General features: G+C 50.9%; 20 protein-coding genes. 7 read left to right on the top strand and 13 right to left on the bottom strand.

What is annotated here, in order from left to right; all coding sequences use genetic code 11:
- Positions 1-301: 301 nt before the first annotated feature.
- Positions 302-2,629, top strand: coding sequence for a TonB-dependent receptor (locus GJJ30_RS31580; RefSeq protein ID WP_310588440.1), 2,328 nt, complete (start codon positions 302-304; stop codon positions 2,627-2,629).
- Here GJJ30_RS31580 and GJJ30_RS31575 read toward each other — a convergent pair.
- Positions 2,626-3,456, bottom strand: coding sequence for a Rossmann-fold NAD(P)-binding domain-containing protein (locus tag GJJ30_RS31575; protein ID WP_154179285.1), 831 nt, complete (start codon positions 3,454-3,456; stop codon positions 2,626-2,628). The genes GJJ30_RS31580 and GJJ30_RS31575 overlap by 4 nt on opposite strands.
- A gap of 379 nt (positions 3,457-3,835) precedes the next feature.
- Between GJJ30_RS31575 and GJJ30_RS31570 the strand changes: the two genes are divergently transcribed.
- Together GJJ30_RS31570 and GJJ30_RS31565 are read left to right on the top strand one after the other, a co-directional pair.
- Complete coding sequence (locus GJJ30_RS31570) at positions 3,836-4,582, top strand: hypothetical protein (RefSeq protein ID WP_154179283.1); 747 nt, start codon at positions 3,836-3,838, stop codon at positions 4,580-4,582.
- A 187-nt stretch (positions 4,583-4,769) separates the two neighbouring features.
- The gene (locus GJJ30_RS31565) at positions 4,770-5,387 is read left to right on the top strand and encodes a DinB family protein (RefSeq protein WP_154179281.1); all 618 of its coding nucleotides are present in this window, start codon (positions 4,770-4,772) and stop codon (positions 5,385-5,387) included.
- 118 nt (positions 5,388-5,505) lie between these two features.
- On the opposite strand, the gene GJJ30_RS31560 is transcribed toward GJJ30_RS31565, so the two are convergent.
- The gene (locus GJJ30_RS31560) at positions 5,506-7,059 is read right to left on the bottom strand and encodes an OmpA family protein (RefSeq protein WP_205880642.1); all 1,554 of its coding nucleotides are present in this window, start codon (positions 7,057-7,059) and stop codon (positions 5,506-5,508) included.
- A 267-nt stretch (positions 7,060-7,326) separates the two neighbouring features.
- Between GJJ30_RS31560 and GJJ30_RS31555 the strand changes: the two genes are divergently transcribed.
- Entirely contained in the window at positions 7,327-7,503 is a 177-nt protein-coding gene (locus GJJ30_RS31555) for a hypothetical protein (protein WP_154179277.1), read from the top strand.
- Here the strand turns inward: GJJ30_RS31555 and GJJ30_RS31550 are convergent.
- From GJJ30_RS31550 to GJJ30_RS31515, 8 genes are all read right to left on the bottom strand, one after another.
- A complete protein-coding gene (locus tag GJJ30_RS31550; protein WP_154179275.1) occupies positions 7,500-8,054 on the bottom strand; it encodes an LOG family protein in 555 nt (184 codons plus the stop codon). The two genes, GJJ30_RS31555 and GJJ30_RS31550, sit on opposite strands and share 4 nt — an antisense overlap.
- Positions 8,055-8,118: 64 nt before the next feature.
- Entirely contained in the window at positions 8,119-8,898 is a 780-nt protein-coding gene (locus tag GJJ30_RS31545) for a hypothetical protein (RefSeq protein ID WP_154179273.1), read from the bottom strand.
- Positions 8,899-9,018: 120 nt separating this feature from the next.
- A complete protein-coding gene (locus GJJ30_RS31540; RefSeq protein ID WP_154179271.1) occupies positions 9,019-9,354 on the bottom strand; it encodes a phage holin family protein in 336 nt (111 codons plus the stop codon).
- Between the two features lie 97 nt (positions 9,355-9,451).
- On the bottom strand, positions 9,452-10,057 hold the full coding sequence (hisIE, locus tag GJJ30_RS31535) for a bifunctional phosphoribosyl-AMP cyclohydrolase/phosphoribosyl-ATP diphosphatase HisIE (protein WP_154179269.1): 606 nt from the start codon (positions 10,055-10,057) through the stop codon (positions 9,452-9,454).
- Between the two features lie 2 nt (positions 10,058-10,059).
- Positions 10,060-10,821: an imidazole glycerol phosphate synthase subunit HisF gene (gene hisF / locus GJJ30_RS31530; protein ID WP_154179267.1), complete on the bottom strand. Its 762-nt coding sequence runs from the start codon at positions 10,819-10,821 to the stop codon at positions 10,060-10,062.
- Between the two features lie 87 nt (positions 10,822-10,908).
- Complete coding sequence (gene hisA, locus GJJ30_RS31525) at positions 10,909-11,631, bottom strand: 1-(5-phosphoribosyl)-5-[(5-phosphoribosylamino)methylideneamino]imidazole-4-carboxamide isomerase (RefSeq protein ID WP_154179265.1); 723 nt, start codon at positions 11,629-11,631, stop codon at positions 10,909-10,911.
- A gap of 79 nt (positions 11,632-11,710) precedes the next feature.
- Positions 11,711-12,298, bottom strand: a complete 588-nt coding sequence (gene hisH / locus GJJ30_RS31520) for an imidazole glycerol phosphate synthase subunit HisH (RefSeq protein WP_154179263.1) — start codon at positions 12,296-12,298, stop codon at positions 11,711-11,713.
- A gap of 244 nt (positions 12,299-12,542) precedes the next feature.
- Entirely contained in the window at positions 12,543-13,469 is a 927-nt protein-coding gene (locus tag GJJ30_RS31515; protein WP_154179261.1) for a DUF72 domain-containing protein, read from the bottom strand.
- A 190-nt stretch (positions 13,470-13,659) separates the two neighbouring features.
- Between GJJ30_RS31515 and GJJ30_RS31510 the strand changes: the two genes are divergently transcribed.
- On the top strand, positions 13,660-16,356 hold the full coding sequence (locus tag GJJ30_RS31510) for a valine--tRNA ligase (RefSeq protein WP_154179259.1): 2,697 nt from the start codon (positions 13,660-13,662) through the stop codon (positions 16,354-16,356).
- Between the two features lie 88 nt (positions 16,357-16,444).
- Here the strand turns inward: GJJ30_RS31510 and GJJ30_RS32130 are convergent, their stop codons facing one another.
- Positions 16,445-17,011, bottom strand: a complete 567-nt coding sequence (locus tag GJJ30_RS32130) for an OmpA family protein (protein WP_205880640.1) — start codon at positions 17,009-17,011, stop codon at positions 16,445-16,447.
- A gap of 686 nt (positions 17,012-17,697) precedes the next feature.
- Here GJJ30_RS32130 and GJJ30_RS31500 point away from each other — a divergent pair.
- Entirely contained in the window at positions 17,698-18,219 is a 522-nt protein-coding gene (locus tag GJJ30_RS31500; protein WP_154179255.1) for a D-glycero-alpha-D-manno-heptose-1,7-bisphosphate 7-phosphatase, read from the top strand.
- A 204-nt stretch (positions 18,220-18,423) separates the two neighbouring features.
- Here the strand turns inward: GJJ30_RS31500 and GJJ30_RS31495 are convergent, their stop codons facing one another.
- Positions 18,424-19,914, bottom strand: coding sequence for a type III PLP-dependent enzyme domain-containing protein (locus tag GJJ30_RS31495; RefSeq protein WP_154179253.1), 1,491 nt, complete (start codon positions 19,912-19,914; stop codon positions 18,424-18,426).
- Positions 19,915-20,246: 332 nt separating this feature from the next.
- Between GJJ30_RS31495 and GJJ30_RS31490 the strand changes: the two genes are divergently transcribed.
- A complete protein-coding gene (locus tag GJJ30_RS31490) occupies positions 20,247-21,605 on the top strand; it encodes a UDP-N-acetylmuramate--L-alanine ligase (RefSeq protein ID WP_154179251.1) in 1,359 nt (452 codons plus the stop codon).
- Between the two features lie 148 nt (positions 21,606-21,753).
- On the opposite strand, the gene GJJ30_RS31485 is transcribed toward GJJ30_RS31490, so the two are convergent.
- Positions 21,754-24,687, bottom strand: coding sequence for a PVC-type heme-binding CxxCH protein (locus GJJ30_RS31485; RefSeq protein ID WP_154179249.1), 2,934 nt, complete (start codon positions 24,685-24,687; stop codon positions 21,754-21,756).
- Between the last annotated feature and the right edge of the window lie 13 nt (positions 24,688-24,700).

The raw sequence follows: 24,700 nt of genomic DNA, 5'->3' as shown, positions 1-24,700 counted from the left end.
AAAACCTGAATATCAGCAACTTATAAATCATCAACCGAGGGAACGGGACAACTGTGCCAAACGGTGTCAAAGAACGATTTGTGGAAAAAATACCACAGTGTGTGGAATCATGCGCCACACTTTGTTTAACCTTTTCCAAATTTAGTTAAACAAAACGTATAAACAACGCATAAACAAGGTTTTTATGCACTTTCTATGGAGCGGGATCGCTGACCGATCACACAATTAACCGAGTCGAATTTGCAACCTAGTTGCAAAAAATCTATTTTTGCTGCTCGTTAATTTCTGTAATTACCTGAAAGTGAACACAAATAGCCGCATCCATTTTGTTTATTTGCTTACTTCGATTCTGGTGTGCATTTTATGCCCCACTTTCGCACAGGAACCGTGTGACTGTTTCATTAAAGGCGTAGTGCTCGACAAAGACAGCCGTCAGCCAATTCCCGGCGCGGCCGTGTTTATTAAAGAATTGCAAAAAGGAACCGTTTCCGATGCCGATGGACATTACCGGATCGACCAGTTGTGTCAGGGCCAATACACTCTCATCAGTCGCATACTCGGTTACCGCGAAATAGCCCAATCCGTCACGCTGGTGCATACTTCGGAGCAAAATGTATTGCTGACCGAAGACGATATTCACCTGAAAGACGTGGATGTAACGGCCCAGCGCACGGCCGCCCTGAGCAGCCAGATGGTTTCGCAACTGGAGGGAAAAAGCCTCGACCAGACTCGGGGGCAATCGCTCGGCGACGCCTTACGCAATATCACCGGCGTAACGACCCTGCAAACCGGCTCGTCGATTGCCAAACCGGTTATCCACGGCATGCACAGCAACCGCGTTCTGATTCTGAACAACGGCATCCGGCAGGAAGGCCAGCAGTGGGGCTCGGAACACGCCCCGGAAATTGATCCCTTCGTGGCCAATCGCATTTCGGTCATCAAAGGCGCTGCGGGTGTTCGGTTTGGTTCGGATGCCATCGGCGGGGTTATTCTTGTGGAGCCCGCGCCCCTGCCCACCACCAAAACCGTGCATGGCGAGCTGAATCTGGTCGGTTTCACCAACGGTCGCCAGGGCGTGGCTTCGCTGCAAACCGAAGGCGGTTTTGGCAAAGGCTTCGGCTGGCGGGTGCAGGGAACCATCAAGCGGGGCGGAAATATCCGCACGCCGGGTTATTTTCTGGATAATACCGGTATTTCCGAACAGAATTTCTCGGGTTCGCTGGGCTACCGGGCCACGCGGTTTCGGTCCGAACTTTATTACAGCCGTTTTAAAAGCCGGATTGGCATCTTTTCGGGCTCACACATCGGGAGTTTAACGGACTTGCAGGCGGTTTTGGAAAATGGCGAACCGTTCATTAAATCCGGTTTTTCGTATGTCATCGGGCGACCCTACCAACAAATTTCGCACGATTTACTGAAGTGGAAAACCGACTGGAAACCGGCTTCCGGGGGCGATCTGAGCCTGACGCTGGCCCGGCAATTCGACGATCGGATGGAGTATGACCTGCACCGACCCAAAAACGATTCGCTGGCGGCCCTGAACCGCCCCGAACTCCGGTTTCGGCTGACGACCTACACCGGCGATCTCGTGTTTGAACACAAACCGGTTGCCAGTAAACTAACCGGAAGCCTGGGAATCAGCGGTTTTTATCAGTACAATATCATGAATGGCCGTCCGCTGATTCCGAATTTCCGGACCTACAACGCCGGTATTTTCTGGATTGAAAAACTGAAGCAAAACCGCTGGGAATACGAAGCCGGACTGCGCTACGATTACCGCCACATGCAGGTGTTCCGGTACGAAAACAAAGTGCTGCAAAAACCGCTTTACGTCTTTCAGAATTTTTCGGGAACTGTTGGCGCAACCTACACCGTGTCGGAGCAGTGGTCGATGCGCTTCAACGCCGGAACGTCCTGGCGCGCGCCCAACGTCAGCGAATTGTTCAGCGACGGCGTTCACCACGGCGCGGCTGCTTACGAACTCGGCGACTCCAATCTTCGGCCCGAAGTGGCTTATAACCTGAATCTCAGCACGAACTATTCCGGGAAGCGCGTGCAGGCTGAAATCGGTTTTTTCTACAATACCATTCAGGATTATATTTATCTGAAACCGCAGGCCGAACCGATCCTGACCATCCGGGGGGCTTTCCCGTCGTTTAAATATACGCAGACTGATGCGCTCTACGCCGGGCTGGATGTCGGAATTGAGGCCAGTTTGTTCGCCAAGTTGAGCGGAACGTCCAAACTCTCACTGCTGTATGTTCAGGATACGAAGCTCAACCAGCCCATCGTGATGACGCCCCCTAACCGCTGGGAAAACGGGTTGCGGTATGATTTCGGCAAAGTGGGCAAATGGCGGGACGCTTACGCGGGCATCGGAAATCTGTGGGTCGCGCGGCAAAACCGGGTCCCTGCCAACAGCGATTTTCTGCCCCCTCCGCCCGCGTATTCGCTCTGGAACCTGACCGCCGGATTTGCGCTGCCGGTTTCCAAAAACCACCAGGTCGATGTCGGACTCACCGTCAATAACCTGTTCAATACGGTTTACCGCGATTACCTGAACCGGTTTCGGTATTACGCTGATGATCCGGGCCGGACTATTTCGGTACGGCTGAAGTGGAAATTTTAGGGTTCGTAATAAAAAGCAAGCGGATTTTCGTACTCAAATTGATAATCAATCGCGGCTATCAATTTGGCGGGGCTGACGATTTTAAAAGCCTCGGGTTCCGGCGGTTCCGCAAAAGTTGGCGTTTCGTACCCGAAATCGTCGCAGTTTTTACGGTAGACGGCTTCCCGGGTCGGGTGTTCGGGCGACACGACGTTGAACGTCTGGCCCGGTTGCGGATTTTTTACCAACGCGTACAGGACGCCGACGCCGTCGTCGCGGTGAATGTAATTGACCGGAACCAAACCCGTGGTCAGCCCCTGTTTTCCGGCTACGTAACGCCCCGGAATCCGGTTGTAGCCCAGCAAACCGCCGAACCGCAAAACCGTCGAATTTCCCAGTGCCAGAATCGTTTGTTCCGCTTCGACAAAAGCCGGTGCTACCGACTGATCGGGCGTTACGACATCATTCTCAACGACTTCGCGGTTCAGATCCGGGTAAATCGACGTCGAGCTGACATATAGTATATACGGCTCATGGGCCCCGGTTTTCCGCAGCCCATCAGCCACGGCCTGAATCTGCTGCGGGTGAAACTGATCGCCCTGTTTTCCGGCTTTGGGCGGAATATCGATAATCAGCACATCCGTATCGAAAAAATCCGCCAAATCCTCGCCTTCCGGTTCCGGATTAAAGTTTAATTCGTACGGTTTTAGTCCTCGTTTCCAGAAAATCGGGAGCTTTTCTTTCGAAGTCGTACTTCCTTTTACAAGATATCCGTCATCCAGTAATTTCTCTGCCAGCGGGAAACCCAGCCAGCCACATCCTAAAATACTTACGGTTTTAACGCTCATTTCGTACCTGTTTCTGCTGGTTATAAAAATCGGGAATTTGATCGCTGTGCCAATCTGCTGCGGCTTCCATCGTCGTAAACCGACAATCTGTTGTTGCATAGTCTGATGAACAGACGATCAAAAGTAGCCTTTCCCGCCGAAAATGCCATTGCCGACTGATTAGCAACCCGTTAAAGTGCCATTTATTCAAAAGCATTCATTTCGGCAATTACCAAATACTTGCTCCTTTTTTTCTGAATTGGCAAAATATTTGTACTTATTATACAAAACCTATTTGCTTTATAACTCAAAAAATGTAAATTCACCAACAATCTTATATGTTAGTTAGCGCTCCTTGATCTTACTAATTTTATAAAATTACCGTAACTACCTATAAATCATGAATAAAGAAGCAGAGCCGATACCCGGTATTTACAATTACTGTAATTCGTGGTGTGAACGCTGTGCGTTTACCCAACAGTGCCTGAATTTTGCCTCCCAGTATCCCAACGGATTAAAACAGTCGAACATAGATGCGGAAACCCTGGTTAAAAGGTTAATGGAAACGCTGGAATTGACTAAATCCTACGTCGACAAAGTGCGTCAGCAACGACTTTTACCCGAACACCAGGCCATCGAGCAGGAAACCAAAGCCATCGTTCTACGGTCTAACGAGCCCCTGCGGAACCCAATTGCCGCGTTGTGCGACGATTACCTGCGTCAGACAGCCGCCTGGCTGCAGCAGGAAAAAGATCTCCTGGAACAAGCGGCTCACCAGCAAGCCTTTGAGGTAAATCTGGGTTTACGACCGCAGGAAGCCGCCGACGCGCTGCTGCTTTCACTCAAAGATGCCTGGGAAGTTATTAAATGGTATCGGACCCTGATTCCCGTTAAAGTGGTCTCGGCTTTGCAGATCAACACCAGCCCGGCGAACGATACCACGCTGCGGGCCTATTTCAACGGTAAAGCCAAACTGGTGCTGGTCAGCATTGACCATTCGTTGCTGGCCTGGCATACGCTGCTGGAAAACTATCCTGAAAAAACCGATGATGTGCTGGATATGCTGGTATTGCTTGATCGCATCCGGCGGCAAATGGAAGCGGCTTTTCCGGAAGCACGGTCCTTTCTGCGACCAGGGCTGGATTAACGGTTTCGCTTTTCCTTTACAACACTACTGACATCGGATCGGGCTTATCTGGCTCGATCCGATGTTTTTTATGCCCATCGCACCCGTAAAATTTCAAAGCTGGCACGCTCAGGATGTCGCAAACGTACAATTCTGCCGTTTCGGTGGGTCGTAATTTTGAGTCTCAAACCAAAAAACGATTCACACCATGAAATTCATTGCACCTATTCTCTTTTTTACGGCTTTTATGCCGCTTATTGCACAGTCTCAATCGAAGCTCTGGACCGAAGCTGATCAGAAGTACACTGTTGAAAACCTGAAACGGACGCGCGATGAAATCGTTCGCGAAACCGAAAACCTGACCGACGCCCAATGGCACTTTCACGAATCGCCCGACCGCTGGTCGATTGCCGAAGTCGTTGAACACCTGGCGCTCTGGGAAATTATCTGGGCCCGGGAAATCAGCGTCGGAACCCGCAACAAACCGCAGCCGGAGTTGAACCAGACCAGTCGGCCCGACAGTTATTACCAGAATTTTATCATGGAAGATACGCCCCACAAGGCGTCGGACCTGTCAAAACCGACCGGTTTTATTCGGGGGAAAGATAACCTGACTTTTTTTCTGCGGCTCCGCGAGCAGGCCATCGCTTTTGCCGAAAAAACCAAGGTCGATATGCGGGCGCAATTCGAATTCACAGCGGCTGGCGACAATCCGCGCAACATGCACCAGGTGTACATTTACCAATGGGGCCACGTCGACCGGCACCTGCGGCAAATCCGGAAAATAAAAGCCCATGCGAATTACCCGAAAGACGGGAAAATTTGATCGGTTGGGGGTTGTATCGCGGAGTTGAGCGGAGAAAAAAGGAGTTAAGCAGAGAAAAAATAACCTCCGCTTAACTCCTTTTTTCTCCGCTCAACTCCGCGAAATAACTCATTGCACTCTATTTCTTCTTGATCACAAACTCCACGCGCCGGTTGGTTTGTTTGCCTTCTTCGGTGTCGTTGGTAGCGACGGGTTTGGCTTCGCCGTAGCCTTTGCTGGCGATGCGGTCGGGCTCGATGCCTTTGCCGATGAAGTATTCACGGACGGCGTCTGCCCGATCCTGGGAGAGTTTCAGGTTGATTTCGTTGGAACCGGTATTGTCTGTGTGCCCGCCAACTTCCACGCTCATTTTCGGATTCTCGTTGAACGTCGTCACCATCCGGTCCAGTTCCGGAAATGACTCGTCGCGGAGGGTTGCTTTACCCACGTCGAAGAAAATGTTGTTCAACCGAACCGCCCGCCCGACTTCAATCGGGATCAGTTTCAACTCTTTCCCGCTGATTTCCTGAAAACCTTTGGCTTCTTTCAGGTCGATGTTTCCGCCCTCGGCAATAAAATTGGGCGCAATGGCCCGCATGCTGTAGATTTTTCCGTAGGGCAACACGATTTTGTATTCGCCCGTCACCGGGTCGGAGGTCGCTTCACCGGCTTCGGCGCCATCGGGCAGGGTTTGGTAAACGACCCGCGCTTCGATGGGTTTACCGGTTTTCTGGTCGATCACTTTGCCACTCACCAGCGCCACCGGATCGGGGCGGGTTTCCTGCGGAACGGTTTTGTCGTCCGGGTTGGCGGTGTCGATGAGTTTAATCCGCACAATATCGCCTTTGCCCAGCGTATTTTTAAAGCTCGTCATGTAGGCATATTCGCCGGAAGCCGCCACCGAATAATAGGCATCGTACCCATCGGTATTGATCGTTGGCCCCAGATTAACCGGTTTTGACCAGTGTTTCCAGGTTTTATCGACGCGCTTGCAAACGTAAATGTCGTTACTCCCCGAACCGCCGGGCCGATCGCTCGAAAAATACAGCGTTGCGCCGTCGGCCGCCAGAAAGGGCGTGGTTTCGGTGCCGTCGGTATTGATTTCCGGCCCGAGATTCAACGGTTTACTCCACGAACCGTCTTTCTGCCGAAAACTAACGTAGATATCATCTTCTTTACTATTCTTTTTCTCGCTGAAAGCCATCACCAGCACTTTGCCGTCGGCCGACAGATAACCGCAATCGTATTGTCCCTTGCTGATTCGCTCGTAACCGGGAATATTGAGTTTTTGCGGGGCCGACCAACCCGAAGCGGTTTTTTTACTTGTCGAAAAACCGCGCGTTTCATAGTTACCGTTCGTATACGCGCCCTTGATCAGCATCGTATTGCCGTCGGGCGTGATGCTGTATGCGCAATTATACTCATCCTTGTTGAGCGGTGAAGCCACTCGCCGGGCCGGACCCCAGGTGTTTCCCGGGCTTAGTTCCGAATACCAGATATCCTGACTGCCCTTGTTTCCGTGCGTGTTTTGCGGATGACTGATGCGGGCGAAAAACAGGGTTCGGCCATCGGGTGAAATAACCGGATTGACCTCATTGTATTCCGAATTGACCTGATTCCCCAGATTTTCAATTTTCGATGTAGTCGTCTGCTGGGCTACGGCTAGTGGTGTTAATGCCACAAAAAGCCCCATCAGCGCATGCTCCCGAAATTTCATTGGTACGGCGTAGAAGTTAATAGAATAAGAACGAAGAACGTATCCGGATTAGTTTATCGGAACTTGAGGTCAAATCAAATGCCAGAATAAGGAATCGGCTCAATTTTTGCTACGAAATTTTATAAAATAAGCAATACAAATCGAGATAATATAAATATTTTTTTAAACTTTATACCCGTAGTTATATCTAGTGAGATGGATCCCTTTCGAAAAAGAAAAAAGAAGTACACGCCTTTCCAGGCCGTGTCATCACAGCGCGAATTATGGCGGTTGCTGATCAACGTGGTGTTGTGTCTGACAGGCCTGGTTTTCGGGTATGTTTACCTGACCAACGGCCTGATAATCGGTTGGTTATTCGTCGCAGCCTTCACCTTTTTCCTGCTCGTACAATTCTCGAATCCCTCCGACTACGATATTTAAATCGCCTGCTCCCAGAATTCTTCGATTTTTTGCAGGACGTCGTCGATCGTTTCCGAGACGATAAGTAATTCCCGGTTTTCGGCTTTCAGGAAACCATCAGTGACCATCCGATCCAGTTGTTGCAGCAACAAATCATAAAATCCGTTGATGTTCAGAATCGCGACCGGGCCGTTGTAAAGCTGAAGTTGACGCCAGGTCAGGATTTCGAATAATTCGTCGAACGTGCCGTAGCCGCCGGGCAGCGCAATAACGCCTTTGGCAAATTGCACCATCTTGAACTTCCGCTCGTGCATCGTTTCAACAAAGTGCAGTTCGGTCAGGGTTTCGTGAGCCACTTCCAACTCGGCCAGAAAGTTGGTGATAACGCCCGTTACCTGCCCGCCATTCAGCAAAACCGCATCGGCAACGGCCCGCATCAGCCCGATGTTACCACCGCCGTAGATGAGCCGGATTTCCTTTTCCGCAAATTTCTGCCCTAATTCTTCCGCAACTTCTTTGTAAAGAGGATTCGTACCGGGATTCGACCCGCAATAGACGACAATGCTTTTCATTCCACAATAATACGATTGTGAACCGACATTTCATGCGACTGTTCCACGCGGCTATTCCATGCGGCTATTTTGTTAAGGTATTGCTAAGCGCCTGCCAGTCGATTTTCTTGACGATTTCGTTGGCCACGTCGAATGGCGCCTTGATGGTCACAATCAGGTTTTCGATCATCGTACCGCCTTTTTTGTACGAATAATGGTAGAGCTTGTCGCCCCGCGGGTTCTTCTGAAGGTTGTTTTTCCAATTGCCAAGCAGAACCACAGTTTCAGGTCGGGCCGCAATTCCGGCGTCGTTGGGTTTCAGCGTAATCTGAAGCGCCAGCGGGGCGCCGTTGACCGGAATAACTTTATACGATGCCGCAAACCGGTTGCTGATGGGCTCCTCGACCCGGTAATTTCCGGCATTCATCTCTACATTAATATCGACGGTGGACTGCGCCATATCGCCGGTGCGGTTAGGGTCTGATTCTTTGTAAACCGAGTCGGTGCTCATCACAAAAGATCGCTGTTGCTGCGTAGTTGTGTCACCGATGGCTTTTGCGCTGTCGGCGCGGGCTTTCTGCTGATTAGCCGCCGAAGTTCGCTGGAAAGAGAGGTCATAGCGATCGCCACAAATGCGGAAAATCTTGCCATATTCATCGCTCAGTTCCAGTTTCCCCAGCGAACTTCGCTCGTCAAAAATTTTCCAGTCACCCGCCGGTGGGTTTTTCTTGAACTGGTTCTGCAATTCTTTCACCACCTTTTCGTAGGCGGCATTTTGCTGGGGTGTGGCCGGATCGCACTGCGCCCGCACATACTGGAGGCTAACGATCTGGATAACAAGGAGTATGGACAGTATTTTTTTCATAGAGTGCAAAGCTAATCATTCATTCTAACAACTGACTTACGTCAGAAAAGTTATGATTGCCCGTGGAGAATAAAAAAAGTCAGACCGTCCGGCCTGACTTTTTTATTGCAAAAAGGCATATTAACCGACAATCGAATCGATCACCCAGGTTACGATGGATACCAGAATACTGAACAATAAGGCCGTGATAAAACCGCTCACGTGGAAACCGGCAATCAGATAATCCGTCAGGTACACCATCAGGACGTTAATGACCAGGTAAAAGAGGCCCAGCGTGATGATGGTAATCGGAATGGTCAGAAAAACCAGGATGGGTTTCAGAAAAGCGTTCAGTAAACCCAATACGATGGCGACGATCAAAGCCGTCCCGAAACCATCGACACTGACACCCGGAATAAGATAACTGGCAACAATAACAGCGACTGCGCTGATCAGTATGCGTATGATGAGGCCCATAACACGTTTAAAGGTTAAAGTTTGACGGCTAAAGTTGTATGAAAAAATAGGCAACTCCAACCTTCAAACCGTAAACTTTCAACCATTGTTTGCCAAATTATTTGACATGCCGCTGCTGCAATACCGCAATCACATCGTCCAGGTCAATATTTTTCTGTTCGAGAAGGATTAAATAGTGGTACAACAAGTCGGCGGCCTCGCCTTTAAACAGGTCGTCGTTGGTGTCTTTGGCTTCAATGACCAGTTCAACGGCCTCCTCGCCCACTTTCTGCGCAATTTTATTGACGCCTTTTCTGAAGAGCGATGAAGTGTAGGATTTTTCGGTCGGATTTTGTTTCCGATCCCGAATGATACCCTGTAAATAATTGAGAAACAGCCCTTTTCCCTGATTGACTTCGTCGAAACAGGTATCGGCGCCGGTGTGGCAGGTGGGTCCGGCGGGCTGGACTTTGATCAGTAAAGTGTCCCCGTCACAATCAAAGAGAATTTCCCGAACGTGCAGAAAATTATTGGAGGTTTCGCCTTTGGTCCAAAGCCGTTGCTTACTGCGGCTATAGAACGTAACGATGTTTTCCCGCCGGGTTTTTTCGTAGGCTTCCTCGTTCATGTAGCCCAGCATCAGCACTTTACCGGTTTCAGTATCCTGAATAACGGCCGGAATGAGGTGATCCGGGTTTTTCGCAAAATCTATTTCTGTATTCATGATTAATCCGTTAAACGAACTTCAATTCCTTTATTTCGTAAGTAGCCTTTCAAAGCCGGAATTTCAATTTCCTTGAAGTGAAAAATACTGGCGGCCAAACCGGCATCGGCTTTTCCGGTGGTAAACACATCCACAAAATGTTCCATCGAACCGGCTCCGCCCGACGCAATGACCGGGATGTTGGCCGCGCCCGAAATCTGCGCCGTGAGGTCAAGCGCAAAACCGGCTTTGGTTCCGTCCGTGTCCATCGACGTCAGCAGGATTTCGCCCGCGCCCCGGCTTTCGATCTCCCGCGCCCAGGCAATGGTCCGTAATTCCGTGGGCCGCCGACCGCCGTGCGTATGCACAATGTGTTCGCCGTCAACAAACCGGGTATCAATGGCTACCACAATACACTGACTACCAAACTCCTGTGCCAGTTCATCCACCAAACCGGGATTGCGAACTGCTGAAGAATTGATCGAAATTTTGTCGGCTCCTGCATTGAGTAGGGCCGAAACATCCGCAATCGACGAAATACCGCCCCCAACCGTAAACGGAATATTGACGGTATGCGCCACTTTCCGCACCAGTTCGATGAGCGTCTTGCGTTCATCAACCGTCGCCGTAATGTCCAGAAAAACCAGTTCGTCGGCACCTTCCCGGGCATAAATAGCGCCCAGTTCCACCGGGTCGCCCGCGTCGCGAAGGTTAATAAAATTCGTTCCCTTGACCGTCCGGCCATCTTTGATGTCGAGGCAAGGGATGATGCGTTTGGTTAGCATGTCTAATGGACAATGAATAATGAATAATGAACAATGAAAGGGGTAACGCACGCAATTCATTGTTCATTATTCATTATTCATTGCGTTTCATTGCTCATTAAATTTTTGTAACTCCTTCAGCGTCACCCGGCCTTCGTAAATCGCTTTGCCGACGATAACGCCGAATAGGTTCATATCTGCCAGTACTTCGAGGTCCTGCAACCCGCTGACGCCCCCGCTGGCGATGATGTTCAGATCCGGAAACCGGTCCTGCAAATTACGGTATAAATCGAACGAAGGCCCTTCCAGCAAACCGTCTTTGGCCACGTCGGTGCTGATAACATATTTCACGCCCTTTTCGACGTAATTTTCCACAAAATCGTACACCCAGACCTTCGTATCTTCCTCCCAGCCGCTGACGGCAATTTTCTCGTTTTTCGCATCCGCGCCCAGGATAATGGTTTCCGAGCCAAATGTTGAGAGCCATTTTTCAAAAACATCCGGTTTTTTGACGGCAATACTCCCGCCCGTCACCTGTTTGGCCCCGCATTCCAAAACCATCCGTAGGTCGTCGTCGGATTGAACGCCCCCGCCAAAATCGATGTGAAGATTGGTTTTTCCGGCAATCAGCTCCAATACTTTCCAGTTGACCACGCGCTTTGCCTTCGCACCGTCGAGATCCACCAGGTGCAGGCGGGTCAAACCGGCATCTTCAAATTGCTGCGCCACTTCGAGTGGCCGGGCGTTGTATTCTTTCTTCTGATTATAATCGCCCTGCGTCAGCCGGACGGCTTTGCCTTCAATCAGGTCGATGGCGGGTATAATGTGCATATGTCGTACACCGGAGCGTTGCTCCGGTGAGTATTTGTTTATATCTTAAACCATTACCGGAGCAACGCTCCGGTGTACATTACAATTTCAAAAAATTTTCCAGAATGCGTTGCCCGATGTTCCCGCTGATCTCGGCGTGAAACTGGGCTGCGTAAAAATTATCTTTTTGCAACATAGCGCTGAATGGCCGGACGTAGTCACAAACCGCTGTGGTTTCCGGAGAAATATCGGCGCAGTAGCTGTGCACGAAATACACATAGGCATTCTCGGGTAAGCCTTCGGTCAGCGGACCTTGCAGGTTGGTCAGGTTGTTCCAGCCCATATGCGGCACTTTAAAACCGGGCTTTTGGTCAAACCGCCGGACATCAACGTCGAACACGCCCATGCAGGTCGTGTCGCCTTCCTCCGAATACCGGCAGAGCAGTTGCATGCCCACGCAGGTTCCCAAAACCGGCTGCTTCAGCGACGGAATCACTTTGTCCAGGCCGCGCTGGCGCAAATAGGCCATGGCCGTACTGGCCTCGCCCACGCCCGGGAAAATGACTTTGTCGGCCGAACGGATTTCGGCTTCATCGTCGGTCAGCAGGTAGCTGGCGCCGATGCGCTCCAGCGCGTACATCACCGACTGCACGTTTCCGGCGTTGTATTTGATAATGACGGTTTTCATTTTGTACGCCGGAGCGTTGCTCCGGTGATTTTTAAGCTGCAAATAACGATTCACCGGAGCAACGCTCCGGAGTACGAAAAAGCCCGGCTCTGAAGCAGAACCGGGCTTGGTATCGGGAATTCGTTGTTTCTTTCTTCAACCCCAAAAACGCATCCGTTCTGCCGTGCTAACAGACAGAATGATGATGGTTACGAACGGTTTTTGCGGGATTCATGGGACAAATGTAAACCGGCTGATGCTAAAATCAAAACAAACTTCCCTGAACGATTTCCGGGCGGATGTTCGGTTCCTGCAAATTAAGACCGCAAACGGCATTGAGTTGCCGTACCCAATGACGGATGAGTTCGGGCGCGGTGTCGTTGTCGCCCCCGCCGTGGATGAACAGATAGGCTTTTTGCAGTCCGTTTTCAAACCAGATTTTGAGCCGGTCTATCCAGGCATCGGCGCGGCTGTAGTCCGTCGGGTGGCCCTCGTTGGCAACAAATCGCAACACCAGCGTCGGGCTCGTCAGGCTCATGTGCACCACATCGCGCCGACCGGCCACGTCGGTGATGACCAAATCGCGGTGGAGTGCCGATAGTTTTTCGAGCGTTCGTTGCCAGATCACCGGGTCGCGAAACCAGTCGGGGTGCCGGAATTCGACAGCCACTTCCAGATCGTCGGGCAGGTTTTTGAGGTAGGTTTCCAAAACCGGCCATTTATCCGGTCCAAACGTCGGCGGCAGTTGCAGAAAGGTCGTTCCCAGAAATTCTTCCAGACTCAAAACCGCATTGACAAATTCTTCTGTCAGCAACTCAGTGGCCACCAACGCCCGGTCGTGGCTGATGGCCTGCGGAAATTTCGGGCAATACACAAACCGGGGACGAACCGGCGAGTCGGCGGCTTCGGATTTCCATTTTTCGATCATACCCGGCGTCGGACTGTGGTAGTGGGTGCTGTTCAGTTCGATCGTATTAAATTGCCGGGTATAGTAATGCAGGAAATCTTTCTCTTTGGCCTGGGACGGATAAATGCGGCCGATGTAATCTTTGTTCGCCCAAACCGGTCCGCCAATGTATACCTCCGGAACGGCCGTCGGTTCCACCTTGTCCCAAACCGTCTGATTGAACGGATGATCGGGTGATAGTGTAAAGTCGACCTTATCAACGGAAGGCAATTTTCCAAAATCCATGCGTAAAAAGGGATGGTAGTGCCAACGTAAAACTACCAAACCCGGTATTTCGTTTTCGTGCCCGTTCTGAATTGACTAATTTTGTGGAAGAAATAGAAGAAATAGACAAGAGAAGTGAGACAAGAGAGTAAAGACTTTGGGTTTCGATGAGTCTTTACTCTCTTGTCTCACCTCTCACCTCTCCGTTGACATGATTTCAAAGACGTATAATCCGAAAGACATTGAGGAAAAGTGGTACCAGTACTGGCTGGAAAACCGCTTTTTCCATTCCACTCCCGACGAGCGCGAACCGTATACCATCGTCATTCCGCCCCCGAACGTGACGGGCGTATTGCACATGGGCCACATGCTAAACAACACGATTCAGGATGTGCTGATTCGGAAAGCGCGGATGCAGGGCAAAAACGCCTGTTGGGTGCCGGGAACCGACCATGCGTCCATTGCCACGGAAGCGAAGGTCGTGGCAATGCTGAAGGATCAGGGAATCAATAAAAAGGACATTGGCCGGGAGAAATTCATCGAACACGCCTGGGAATGGACCCATAAATACGGCGGAATTATCCTGAAGCAGCTGCGGAAACTCGGTGCGTCCTGCGACTGGGACCGGACGCGCTTCACGATGGAACCGGTTTTGTATGATGCTGTCATTGACACGTTCGTCGATCTGTACAACAAAGGCCAGATTTACCGGGGTATCCGGATGGTCAACTGGGATCCGCAGGGCCGCACGGCGGTTTCGGACGAAGAGGTCATCACGAAGGAAGTCCAGCAGAAGCTGTGTTACATTCGGTATGAGGTTGCAGAGGGTTCAGGGCAGAGGGCAATGGGTGATGAATCCCCGGACCCTATGCCCTCTGCCCCGAGCTACGTTACGATTGCCACGGTACGGCCGGAAACAATTATGGCCGATGTGGCAATTGCCGTCAATCCGAGCGATGAACGGTATACGCATTTACACGGCAAAAAAGTCCTGATTCCGCTGATTAACCGGGAAATTCCGATCATTACGGACGACTACGTCACGATGGATTTTGGTACGGGATGTTTGAAAGTAACGCCCGCCCACGACCCGAATGACTACGCGCTGGGCGTGAAGCACAACCTGCCCGTTATCGACATTCTGAACGACGATGGTACGCTGAACGAAAAAGCCCGGATTTTTGTGGGCGTTGATCGGTTTGCCGCCCGGAAAGCCATCATCAAACAACTGGAAGAAACGGGTCACCTGGTGGTTGCGGAAGATTACAAGTCGAATGTCGGTTTTTCGGAACGTACCAACGCTGTGATCGAGCCGAAGTTGTCGCTGCAGTGGTTCCTGAAAATGGGCGATTTGTCGAAACCGGCGTTGGAAAACGTCATGAATGACACCATTCAGCTACATCCGGCCAAGTTCAAAAATATGTACCGCTCGTGGATGGAGAACGTACACGACTGGTGTATTAGCCGCCAACTCTGGTGGGGCCACCGGATTCCGGCGTTTTACATGAAAGACGGCACGATCATCGTTGCCAAAACCAAAAAGGACGCGCTGCGGATCGCCCGTGACAAATTTCAGCTGTTCGCCCTGAGCGAAACCGATCTTACGCAGGATGAGGACGTGCTGGACACCTGGTTTTCGTCCTGGCTCTGGCCGATGTCGGTTTTTCTGCCGTCGAACGATGCGAACGACCCCAAAGCCGCACCGGGCGATCTCGATTATTATTACCCGACCAACGACCTGGTAACGGCCCCGGAAATTCTATTCTTCTGGGTAGCCCGAATGATCATTGCCGGTTACGAATACAAAGGCCGCGAACCGTTCCAGAATGTTTACCTGACCGGGATTGTCCGCGATAAACAGGGCCGCAAAATGTCGAAATCGCTCGGCAACTCGCCCGATCCGCTCGATCTGATCGAGCTGTTTGGCGCCGATGGCGTCCGGACGGGCATGTTGTTCAGCTCGCCGGCGGGGAATGATTTGCTGTATGACGAGAAGTTGGTGGAACAGGGCCGGAATTTCTGCAACAAAATCTGGAACGCCTTCCGGCTGGTAAAAGGCTGGAAAGTCAGTTCGGATTCGGCGGTTACCGAAAAACCGCTGGCGGTTTTGTGGTTTGAATCGAAACTGAACCAAACGCTGATCGAACTGGAAGACCATTTCAGCAAATACCGGATGTCGGATGCGCTGCAAACGGTTTACAAGCTGATCTGGGACGATTTCTGTTCGCAATACCTCGAAATGATCAAACCGGGTTACGAGCAGCAGGATCAGGTCCGACCGATCGATCAGGTGACCTACGACGCCACGATTGACTTCTTCGAGCGCCTGATGAAGCTGGCGCATCCGTTCATGCCGTTCATTACGGAGGAAATCTGGCAGGAAATCAGTGAACGGAAACCGGGCGAAAGCATCTGTGTGGCCGACTATCCGACCGCTGGTGTTGTCGACAAAACCGTTCTGGCTGATTTTGACCTGCTGTTCGACATCATTTCATCCATTCGGAACATTCGTAACACCAAGCTGATCAGTCCGAAAACCGCCCTGCCGCTGGCGATCAAAACCGATGATCCGGCCCGTTTTCAACCGCTGGAAAGCCTGATTCAGAAGCTGGCCATCGTTTCTGAGGTGAATTACGTTTCCGAAAAAGCCGAGGGCGTTTCGTTTCTGATCAGGAGCACCGAGTTTTTCGTCAACATCGCCGGTGAAATTGATGTCGAGCAGGAACGCGCCAACATCGAAAAGGAACTGACTTACACGAAGGGCTTTCTGGAATCGGTTTTGAAAAAGCTCTCGAACGAGAAGTTTGTCGCCAACGCCAAACCGGAAATTATCGAGCGCGAACGCCAGAAACTGGCCGACGCCGAAACCAAAATCAAAACGCTGGAAGAAAACCTGGCGGCACTGTAAAAGAATGTAAAATGAAGAATGCTAAATGTAAAAGTGTTTTGGACACGCCAGCCTACTTTTACATTTAACATTCTTCATTTTACATTTTTCATTCCTTCAATATCTTTACCTCCACGCGTCGGTTCAGCCGCTTGGTTTCTTCGCGCGAATTATCGGCAATAGGGCGGCTGCCGCCGTAGGCCTGCGTTTGAATCCGCGTTGGATCGATTCCGTGGTTTGTCAGGTAGCTTTTGGCGGCATCGACGCGTTTCTTCGACAAGGCAACGTTTAATTTCGGATCGCCCACGTTGTCGGTATGGCCAGCTAGTTCGATTTCCATTGCCGGATTACGCTTCATGATCGCGACCAGCGAATCGAGTTCGGGATACGACGTGGGCTCAATTTCGTACGCCGATTGCTTGAATAACAGGTTATTCAGGCGATAGGTCCGGCCTGCTTCGACTTTGGAACCAAAGTTTTCTACTTTTTCAACCGGTTTTGGGCTTGGCGACACTTTCGGCGGAGCCTCGGCAACCACCGAATCTTTCGGAGCCGGTTTTGGAGTGGTTGGAGTGGTTCGTTGGGTAGGTGGAGTAGCCGGGTTCGTCTTCGGTTTTACCACCGGTTTCTGAACGGGCGGTTTTGAATTCCGCATGTCGTCTTTGTAAGCCAACACCCTAATGTTGTAGATGTTATAAGGCCATTGCGCGTTATAACCATACGGAGTCTGCCTTTTATACTGTCGTATACCTTCCTCAATCATATCAATTGACCGAGTATCTTTCCCAGGTCGCTCAAAATGAATCTCACAGGATAGCTGTCTGGCATTCACGAATTCTTCCCCTTCTGGCTTATCAATAATCGGCACCACTAATTCACCGTTAACCCGAACGTTTTTTATATAGAGCATTGCATATTCTTTCCTCCTTAATGTATCATATAATCGCCAGCTATTTTTGTGTCCTGGCCCGTAAAGAGTAGCATGCTCATTGTTCTCCGACATAAAATGAACAATCATTTTATGTTGCGTATATTCTATTTTAGTAATAGAGCCACTATGAGATCCCGCAACCTGCGGAGGATTCAGATCACGCTGGATAATTTTCGGTCCCTGGGCAACCAGTGGAGTGGTCAGACCGACCAGCCATAGCATCAATAACCATCGTTTCATCATGTCATTCATCCCATCTTGGTCGTTGTACTAGGATAACAGCGTCGCTGGGAACACTGTTTTAGTTACTTTTTGTTAACAAAAAGTAAAATTTTATTCTTTTATTTCTATTTATTGAGATTAAAGTTCAATTTGCACAGAATTACGTGCGGTTTTGAGATCATTTCCGCCAAATAACGCATTTCCACACAATGAGCAAGTGTATTTTTCTGGACCGGGACGGTGTTTTAAACGAAGACCGGACGGATTACGTCTACCGGATCGAAGACTTTATTATTCCGAACGGAGTAGTTGAGGGCTTACAACTACTGAAAGATGCGGGCTATCTCCTGATTGTGGTGACGAATCAGGCCGGGATTGCGCGGGGTTTGTATTCCCGCACCGACGTCATGCGGTGCCACCAATACCTACAGGAACAATGTGGCAACCTGATTGACGATATTTATTATTGTCCGCACCACCCCGATTTCGACACGCAGTCGTTGCTGCGAAAACCGAATTCGCTGATGCTGGAAAAAGCCATCGCCAAATACAACATCGACGTTACCCAATCGTGGATTATCGGTGACGCCCTGCGGGATATTCAGGCGGGTCGACGCGTCGGCGTCCGTACCGTACACATCACGCACGAAAAACCAAAATCACCTGTCGGGGATCAACAGGCGACCAATCTGCTGGAAGCGTCGAAAATGGTGGTCAGCGCAATCGGTTAATTACGCAACCTGCTCAACCGAAGCCTGTTTTTTTGGCTGCAACTCGCTGTCATACGCCGGGCACGCTCTGCGTGCACACGAACCGAGCGAAACCAGGGCAACCAGACCTACTACGATACCGATCTTTTTCATCTTACTTTTTAGTTAGTTTCCTGTCCACAAAAACCGGGCGGTTTTTGTGGACAGGGCAAAAATTGTGCTATTTTAATTCTCTTGTTTTTCTAATTCTTCCACGGGTTGCTCTTCTTCCTCTTCGGCGGCTTTCGCGGCTTCGATTTCAAGCGTTACCGGCGTAGCGGTCTGCTGGTAGCCCAGAATTTTGAGCATCACTTCACTATCCTGCTCGGGCGCAAAAAGCCGGGTGGTCAGTTTACCTTCGCTATCCCGATCCACAATCACGTGCTGCGGAGCCGGAATCAGGCAGTGCTGAATACCGCCGTAACCGCCCAGCGACTCCTGGTAGGCACCCGTGTGGAAAAACCCAATATACTGATCTTCCGTATCCCGTTCAAAAATCGGGAGGTATAAGTCGGCGCTGTGGGCTTCCGTATTGTAAAAATCATGCGAGTCGCAGGTTAAACCGCCCAGATTAACTTTCTGGTACGGATTATCCCAGTTATTGACCGAAAGCATGATGTATTTCTGACCCAGACCCCACGAATCCGGCAGTTGCGTAATGAACGAACCGTCGATCATGTACCACAATTCCTTGTCGTTTTGCAGTTTCTGGTCGATCACTTTGTATATAACGGCGCCACTCTCTCCTACCGTATAACTGCCGAACTCCGTAAAGATGTGCGGCACCGGAACATTGCTCTTGTTGCAGATCCACTGTATGCTTTCCACAATCTGATCTACCATTGCCTGGTAGTCGTACGTGAACTGAAACGAGGTCTGAATCGGCATCCCGCCCCCAATATCGATCGAGTCCAGATCGGGGCAGATTTTGCGCAATTCGCAGTATTTATACATAAACCGGCTCAACTCACTCCAATAATAGGCGCTGTCTTTGATCCCGGTATTGATAAAAAAGTGCAGCATTTTCAGCTTGAACTTGTCGCTGTTCTGAATTTTGGAGCGATAAAGTTCATTGATGTCGCTGTAACGAATGCCCAGCCGGGATGTATAAAATGCAAAGTTTGGTTCTTCGTCCGTAGCAATCCGAATGCCCAGGTTGACGGTTTCGGCCGTCACCGAATCTTCATACGCTTCGATTTCCTTCAGGTTATCCAAAACCGGCACCACATTGTAGCCTTCGTTCAGCAGTTCGCTGATGTACTGCGTGTAGAGCGGCCGTTTATAACCGTTGCAGATGATGAACGTATTCTTATCAATCTTGCCGGTTTTATACAGCTCCCGGATAATCGGAATGTCGAACGCCGACGAGGTTTCCAGGTGGATTTTATTCTTTAAAGCTTCTTCCAGTACAAAACGGAAATGCGACGACTTCGTGCAGTAGCAGTAGGTATACGTGCCTTTGTAATTATACCGCTTCATCGCGTTCTTAAACAGCAGCCGGGCGTGTTCAATATGCTCCGTAATTTTGGGCAAATACGTCAGCTTGAGCGGAGTTCCGTACTGCTTGATGATATCCATCAAAGGAACATTGTTGAACAGCAGGTTATTGTTCTCCACTTTGAATTCGAGAGTCGGAAATTCAAAGGTCTGTTCGATCAGGTCGTTGTAGCTTTTCATCCTTTCGGCAGAAGCATAAAAGAGTTTTGTTGGTTTTGAAAAAAGACTGCGAAAATGGCATAAAAAGAGCAGCTTTGCAACGGGGCAGGAACCGGTTTACAAAAACAAAATGTAACGCAGTGTGCGCGCCTGATTGTCAAGCTGCTGAATGAATGTCTGTTTGCAATAGGGAAAACGAAAAAACACGGTTTTTGATTCGGGAATGTATGTTAAATTTTATGTTTGTTCTTGAGACGTTCTGCCAGAACCGGGCGGTTTTCTCCGCATCGTTTTTTGACTTTTCGCGTTCAAACCAAAAGAACTTGTATTTTTAGCGGCACAAATTTGAAAGAATGAAGCCACAGACCATTCATTTTATCTCCATCGGCGGCAGCGTCATGCACAATCTGGCCATTGCGCTGCACCAGCAAGGACACCACATCACGGGCTCCGACGACGATATTTACGAACCCTCACGAACCCGACTCGAAAAATATGGTTTATTACCCGCGCAAACTGGCTGGAATGCCGACGCGATCCACGGCGGTCTCGATGCGGTTATTCTGGGCATGCACGCCCGGGCCGACAATCCCGAGCTGCTGAAAGCGCAGGAGCTGAATCTGCCGGTTTATTCGTACCCGGAATTTGTGTTCCGGCAAAGTCAGAACAAACAGCGCGTCGTCATTGCCGGTAGCCACGGCAAAACCACGATCACGGCGATGGTTCTTCACGTTTTGCAGTACCATCATCGTCATTTCGATTATTTGGTTGGCGCGCAGATTGAAGGTTTCGATACGATGGTGAAGCTAACCACCAACGCCCCGGTTATCGTCATTGAGGGCGATGAATACGGCACCTCACCTACCGACCCCCGGCCGAAGTTTTTGCATTATCACCCGCACATGGTGCTGATCAGCGGCATTGCCTGGGATCACGTCAATCTTTATCCAACCTACGATCAGTATGTCCACCAGTTTGAATTGCTGGCCGACGCGATGTCGAAATCCGGCACGATTGTTTTCGATGATACGGACGATATGCTGGACGTCATTGCCCTGAAAGAACGGGAAGATGTGACCCGCCAGCCGTACGATGTGCATCCGTACCGGATCGAAAACGGCAAAACCGTACTGGTTACGAAAAACCACGGCCACGTACCGGTTTTGGTTTTTGGCGAACACAACATGAAAAACATCAGCGGGGCGCTGGCCATCTGCGACCACTTGGCGATTACGGAAGATATGTTCTATGCCGCCATCCAGAGCTTCAAAGGCGCGCACAAGCGGCTGGAAAAAGTAAAAGACGATGGTTCTACCCTGGTTTTCCGGGATTTTGCCCACGCGCCTTCTAAAGTAGAAGCAACCACGGCCGCGGTAAAAGCGCAGTTTCCCGACCGGCGTCTGGTGGCTGCGGTTGAGCTGCACACCTTTAGCAGCCTGCTGAACAAAACCTGCCTGAACCAATACCGCGATAAACTGGACAAAGCTGATGTGCCCGTGGTTTTCTACAGCCCGCACACGCTGGAAGTAAAACACCTCGACCCAATTGACGCGGCTGACATCGCCACGGCTTTCGACCGCCCCGATTTGCAGGTTTTTACCGACTCAGCAGAATTAGAGACTTTTCTGAAAAACCAGAACAACGGCCAACCGACGGTTTTTCTGCTCATGAGCTCGGGAACGTTTGGTGGATTGAACCTGAACCTGTCCTGAACTGGGATTACGCGGATTAAACCGGGCCGCCGGAGCGGGATTAACTGGGATATAAAAGATTGCGGCAGCCAATCATAGTTAATCCCGCTCCGGCGGCCCGGTTTAATCCGCGTAATCCCAGTTCAAGAACAAGCCGCGTAATGACAGATTAATTTCCCTTCAGTAAATACGCTACCAAATCCGCCAATTGCTGTTCCGACAGGCCCAGTGACGACGGGTCGGGCATGAGGCTGGTGCTGTATTGCTTGCGGGAAACAATCTGGCCGGTCGAAATGGTGTGTTTCTGTCCGGCGGCATCTTTCACTACGATAGCATCCTGGCCGTCACTGATCAGAAAACCGTAGTACGTCTGGCCATTTTTGGTTGTAATCAGCCAGGGTTCGTAGCCGAACGCCAACCCCGCACTCGGATTCAGGATTGCATCAAGTAAACCGTTTCGGTCAAACTTCTGGTGAATCTTCGTTAGCTCCGGCCCAATGTCTTTGCCCAGTTTCCCATGCCGGTGGCAAGTTGTACAGTTCGCTTTGAAGACCGATAAGCCAGCGGCTTCGTCACCCTTCAAAGCCGCAATTCTGGTCATGGATAAATTTCCTGCACCGCCGGGACGCGTAAAATAATCACCTGCCATCGTTCGCACGCTCTGATCCGGATTCGTAAAAATTACTTCGCTGATAACTGGTTTCAGATTGTCGGGCAATTTTTTCTCGGCTGCCAGACCAACCAGTAATTTTCCACCTTCCGGGCTCACCGCCATTTCTTTTGCCAGTTTCACTTTATCCTCTGCGCTGGTGTACTCCTCCATCAGCTTTTGCCGCATCGCCAGCGCCTGTTGTTCCGTTTTCGACAATTTGGAGGGCAGCACTTTGTCCCAATCCAGCAAATTGGCCCAATCGTTCGCCCGCCGGAATTCGACCCAATAGTCGGCCTGTTTCGCAATGGATTTATCGCCCTGTTTCGTCAGTTCTACCATCGCGTTGGCAGCCGCCGGATCTTTAATGAATCCAAGGGCCACAATGGCCTGTTTACGGGCATCAGCGGTCAGGGTTGGGGCCAAAGCCCGCTGCTTCATCAACTCCGCTGTACTGGCCGGATGAAGCCGCCAAATCAGGTTTGCGGTTTTCTGATCCCATTGTACCGGGTTGGCCGGAATCGACGGCTTTAAAGCCGCATAAAGTGCTTCTTCTTTTTTATCAGCCGCCAGCCCGAGAGCTTCCAGGTAAAACCGGTCGGTTCCGTCGTAGCTGTTGGCCAGTTTCACCAGCAAATCCTTGCACTGCTCAAACGGCACATCCCGCAACGCAATGGCCACTTCCCGACGCACGGCCGGAGATGGATCATCAACCATTTGCCGCGCCAGCGCCACTACGTCGGGCTGAACCTGCTTCAAGGCCCGAAAAGCCGTAATCCGCAAATCTACCTGATCCGACTTCAGCAAGGCTTCCACTTCTTTCCGGCCTTTGGGTCCGAGTTGCGAAAGCAGCCAGATGGCCCGCGAGCGGTGGTACGGATTCGAGGCCGTTAAAAGTTTGGCGACCGGTTTAACGGCCTTATCGCCCTGTGCTTTCAATTTTTCAAAACCCAGCAAGCGAATGTTGGTCGACGGATTGGTCAATGCCAGAATCTGACCTTTCGTATCGTCGGTATCGATCACCGGCGCTTTCAGGTTTTTCCCTTTGGGCGTGATGCGGTAAATGCGACCATACCCTTTTTTGTCCTTCATCTGGTGACCGCCCACTACCGGATCGAACCAGTCGGCGATGTACAGCGTGCCATCCGTTCCGACGGCCACGTCGCTGGGCCGAAACCATTTGCGGATGTCTTCCCGGATGTCATTCCATTTGTAGTCTTCGTCCACTTTGGGAAACGTGCTGATAAAGTCCATACGGGGCATGCGGTAGCCTGCGCCCTGCGGTTCGGGCCGATAGCCGAAAATAACGTTCCGACCCGCTTCGCAACTCAGCAGCAAACCCCGGTACTTGGAACCCAGCTCGTCGCCTTCGTAAAAAACCATACCCGTTGGCGAACCGGCTCCGCTGATATCGCCCACCGGAACCACGCCCGGATCTTCCTGGTGCCAGTGCGCGGTAGGAATGTCCTGATCAGGTCGTTGATCGCCCTGCCAGAACCGGGTACCGTCCTGACTAAAATAACCCATGTTGCCGCCTTCCATCAGCCAGCTCGTCCGACACGCCACGACTTGGTCGTCGTTGTCGTTCTGCCACATATTGCCGTAGGAATCGAGGGCGGTTTCGTAGTTGTTCCGAAAGTTATGACCCATCACTTTCAGCCCGGTTCCGTCGGGGTTGATGCGAAGCGCTAAACCGCCCACCCAGATCCGGCCGTCGTCGCTGATCATGTTGCCTTTGTTGGTGGTATTGTAAGGCGTGCCGCCGGTGTAAATACTGCCCGACCGAAGTGTCCAGCCAGCCTTATCTTTGACGACGTGCGGCCCGGCGTTTCCGGTGTTGAAGTACCACTTCCCGTCGGGACCGGCCACCAGCGCATGCAGCGAGTGATCGTGATCGAGTCCGCCAAAACCGGTCAGGAAAACTTCTTTTTTATCGGGTTTGTCATCGCCGTTTTCGTCGGTGTAGATAACCAGATTCGGGGCCGCCGACACGATGGTTTTGTTGCCGATGACCGCAATGCCCAGGGGCGAAACCAGGTCTTTGTCCTGCACATATACCTTCGCTTTATCCGCTTTTCCGTCGCCGTTGGTGTCTTCCAGAATCATCACCCGCTCCCCTTCCGGATGGTCGAGCCGGGTGCCGGGTTTGTTGTTAAAGTTGCGGTAGTTGACGGCTTCCGTCACCCAGATCCGGCCTTTCGCGTCAACGTCTATGTTAGTCGGATTGTAAAACATGGGCGCTTCGGCCCAGACCGTAGCCTCCAGATCGTCGGGCAAATACAGCTTGTTGGAGTCGGCCGCGATGAACGAACCTCGCCGATTTGATTCAGCAGCTTCCGGGCTCAGGCCTGCTGAATGGCCTGATCGTTGTACCTTGATACTCCATCCAAGGAGGCTTCCGAGCAGAATGGATGTACTTAAAAACCGGGTCGGGTTAGGGATAGTGAGTTTCATATTCAAGTGTTCC

Origin of the sequence: Larkinella terrae, assembly GCF_009668025.1 — a bacterium.
GTDB lineage: Bacteria > Bacteroidota > Bacteroidia > Cytophagales > Spirosomataceae > Larkinella > Larkinella terrae.
This window is presented reverse-complemented; position numbering and strand designations above follow the sequence as displayed.

Coding starts and splice junctions, on each gene's coding strand:
- GJJ30_RS31575 (WP_154179285.1), bottom strand. CDS start 3,456: ATGAGCGTTAAAACCGTAAGTATTTTAGGATGTGGCTGGCTGGGTTTC.
- GJJ30_RS31565 (WP_154179281.1), top strand. CDS start 4,770: ATGAAATTCATTGCACCTATTCTCTTTTTTACGGCTTTTATGCCGCTT.
- GJJ30_RS31545 (WP_154179273.1), bottom strand. CDS start 8,898: ATGAAAAAAATACTGTCCATACTCCTTGTTATCCAGATCGTTAGCCTC.
- GJJ30_RS31515 (WP_154179261.1), bottom strand. CDS start 13,469: ATGGATTTTGGAAAATTGCCTTCCGTTGATAAGGTCGACTTTACACTA.
- GJJ30_RS31490 (WP_154179251.1), top strand. CDS start 20,247: ATGAAGCCACAGACCATTCATTTTATCTCCATCGGCGGCAGCGTCATG.
- GJJ30_RS31550 (WP_154179275.1), bottom strand. CDS start 8,054: ATGAAAAGCATTGTCGTCTATTGCGGGTCGAATCCCGGTACGAATCCT.
- hisF (WP_154179267.1), bottom strand. CDS start 10,821: ATGCTAACCAAACGCATCATCCCTTGCCTCGACATCAAAGATGGCCGG.
- GJJ30_RS31485 (WP_154179249.1), bottom strand. CDS start 24,687: ATGAAACTCACTATCCCTAACCCGACCCGGTTTTTAAGTACATCCATT.
- hisIE (WP_154179269.1), bottom strand. CDS start 10,057: ATGAATACAGAAATAGATTTTGCGAAAAACCCGGATCACCTCATTCCG.
- GJJ30_RS31570 (WP_154179283.1), top strand. CDS start 3,836: ATGAATAAAGAAGCAGAGCCGATACCCGGTATTTACAATTACTGTAAT.
- GJJ30_RS31495 (WP_154179253.1), bottom strand. CDS start 19,914: ATGAAAAGCTACAACGACCTGATCGAACAGACCTTTGAATTTCCGACT.
- GJJ30_RS31540 (WP_154179271.1), bottom strand. CDS start 9,354: ATGGGCCTCATCATACGCATACTGATCAGCGCAGTCGCTGTTATTGTT.
- GJJ30_RS31500 (WP_154179255.1), top strand. CDS start 17,698: ATGAGCAAGTGTATTTTTCTGGACCGGGACGGTGTTTTAAACGAAGAC.
- hisH (WP_154179263.1), bottom strand. CDS start 12,298: ATGAAAACCGTCATTATCAAATACAACGCCGGAAACGTGCAGTCGGTG.
- GJJ30_RS31560 (WP_205880642.1), bottom strand. CDS start 7,059: ATGGGGCTTTTTGTGGCATTAACACCACTAGCCGTAGCCCAGCAGACG.
- hisA (WP_154179265.1), bottom strand. CDS start 11,631: ATGCACATTATACCCGCCATCGACCTGATTGAAGGCAAAGCCGTCCGG.
- GJJ30_RS31510 (WP_154179259.1), top strand. CDS start 13,660: ATGATTTCAAAGACGTATAATCCGAAAGACATTGAGGAAAAGTGGTAC.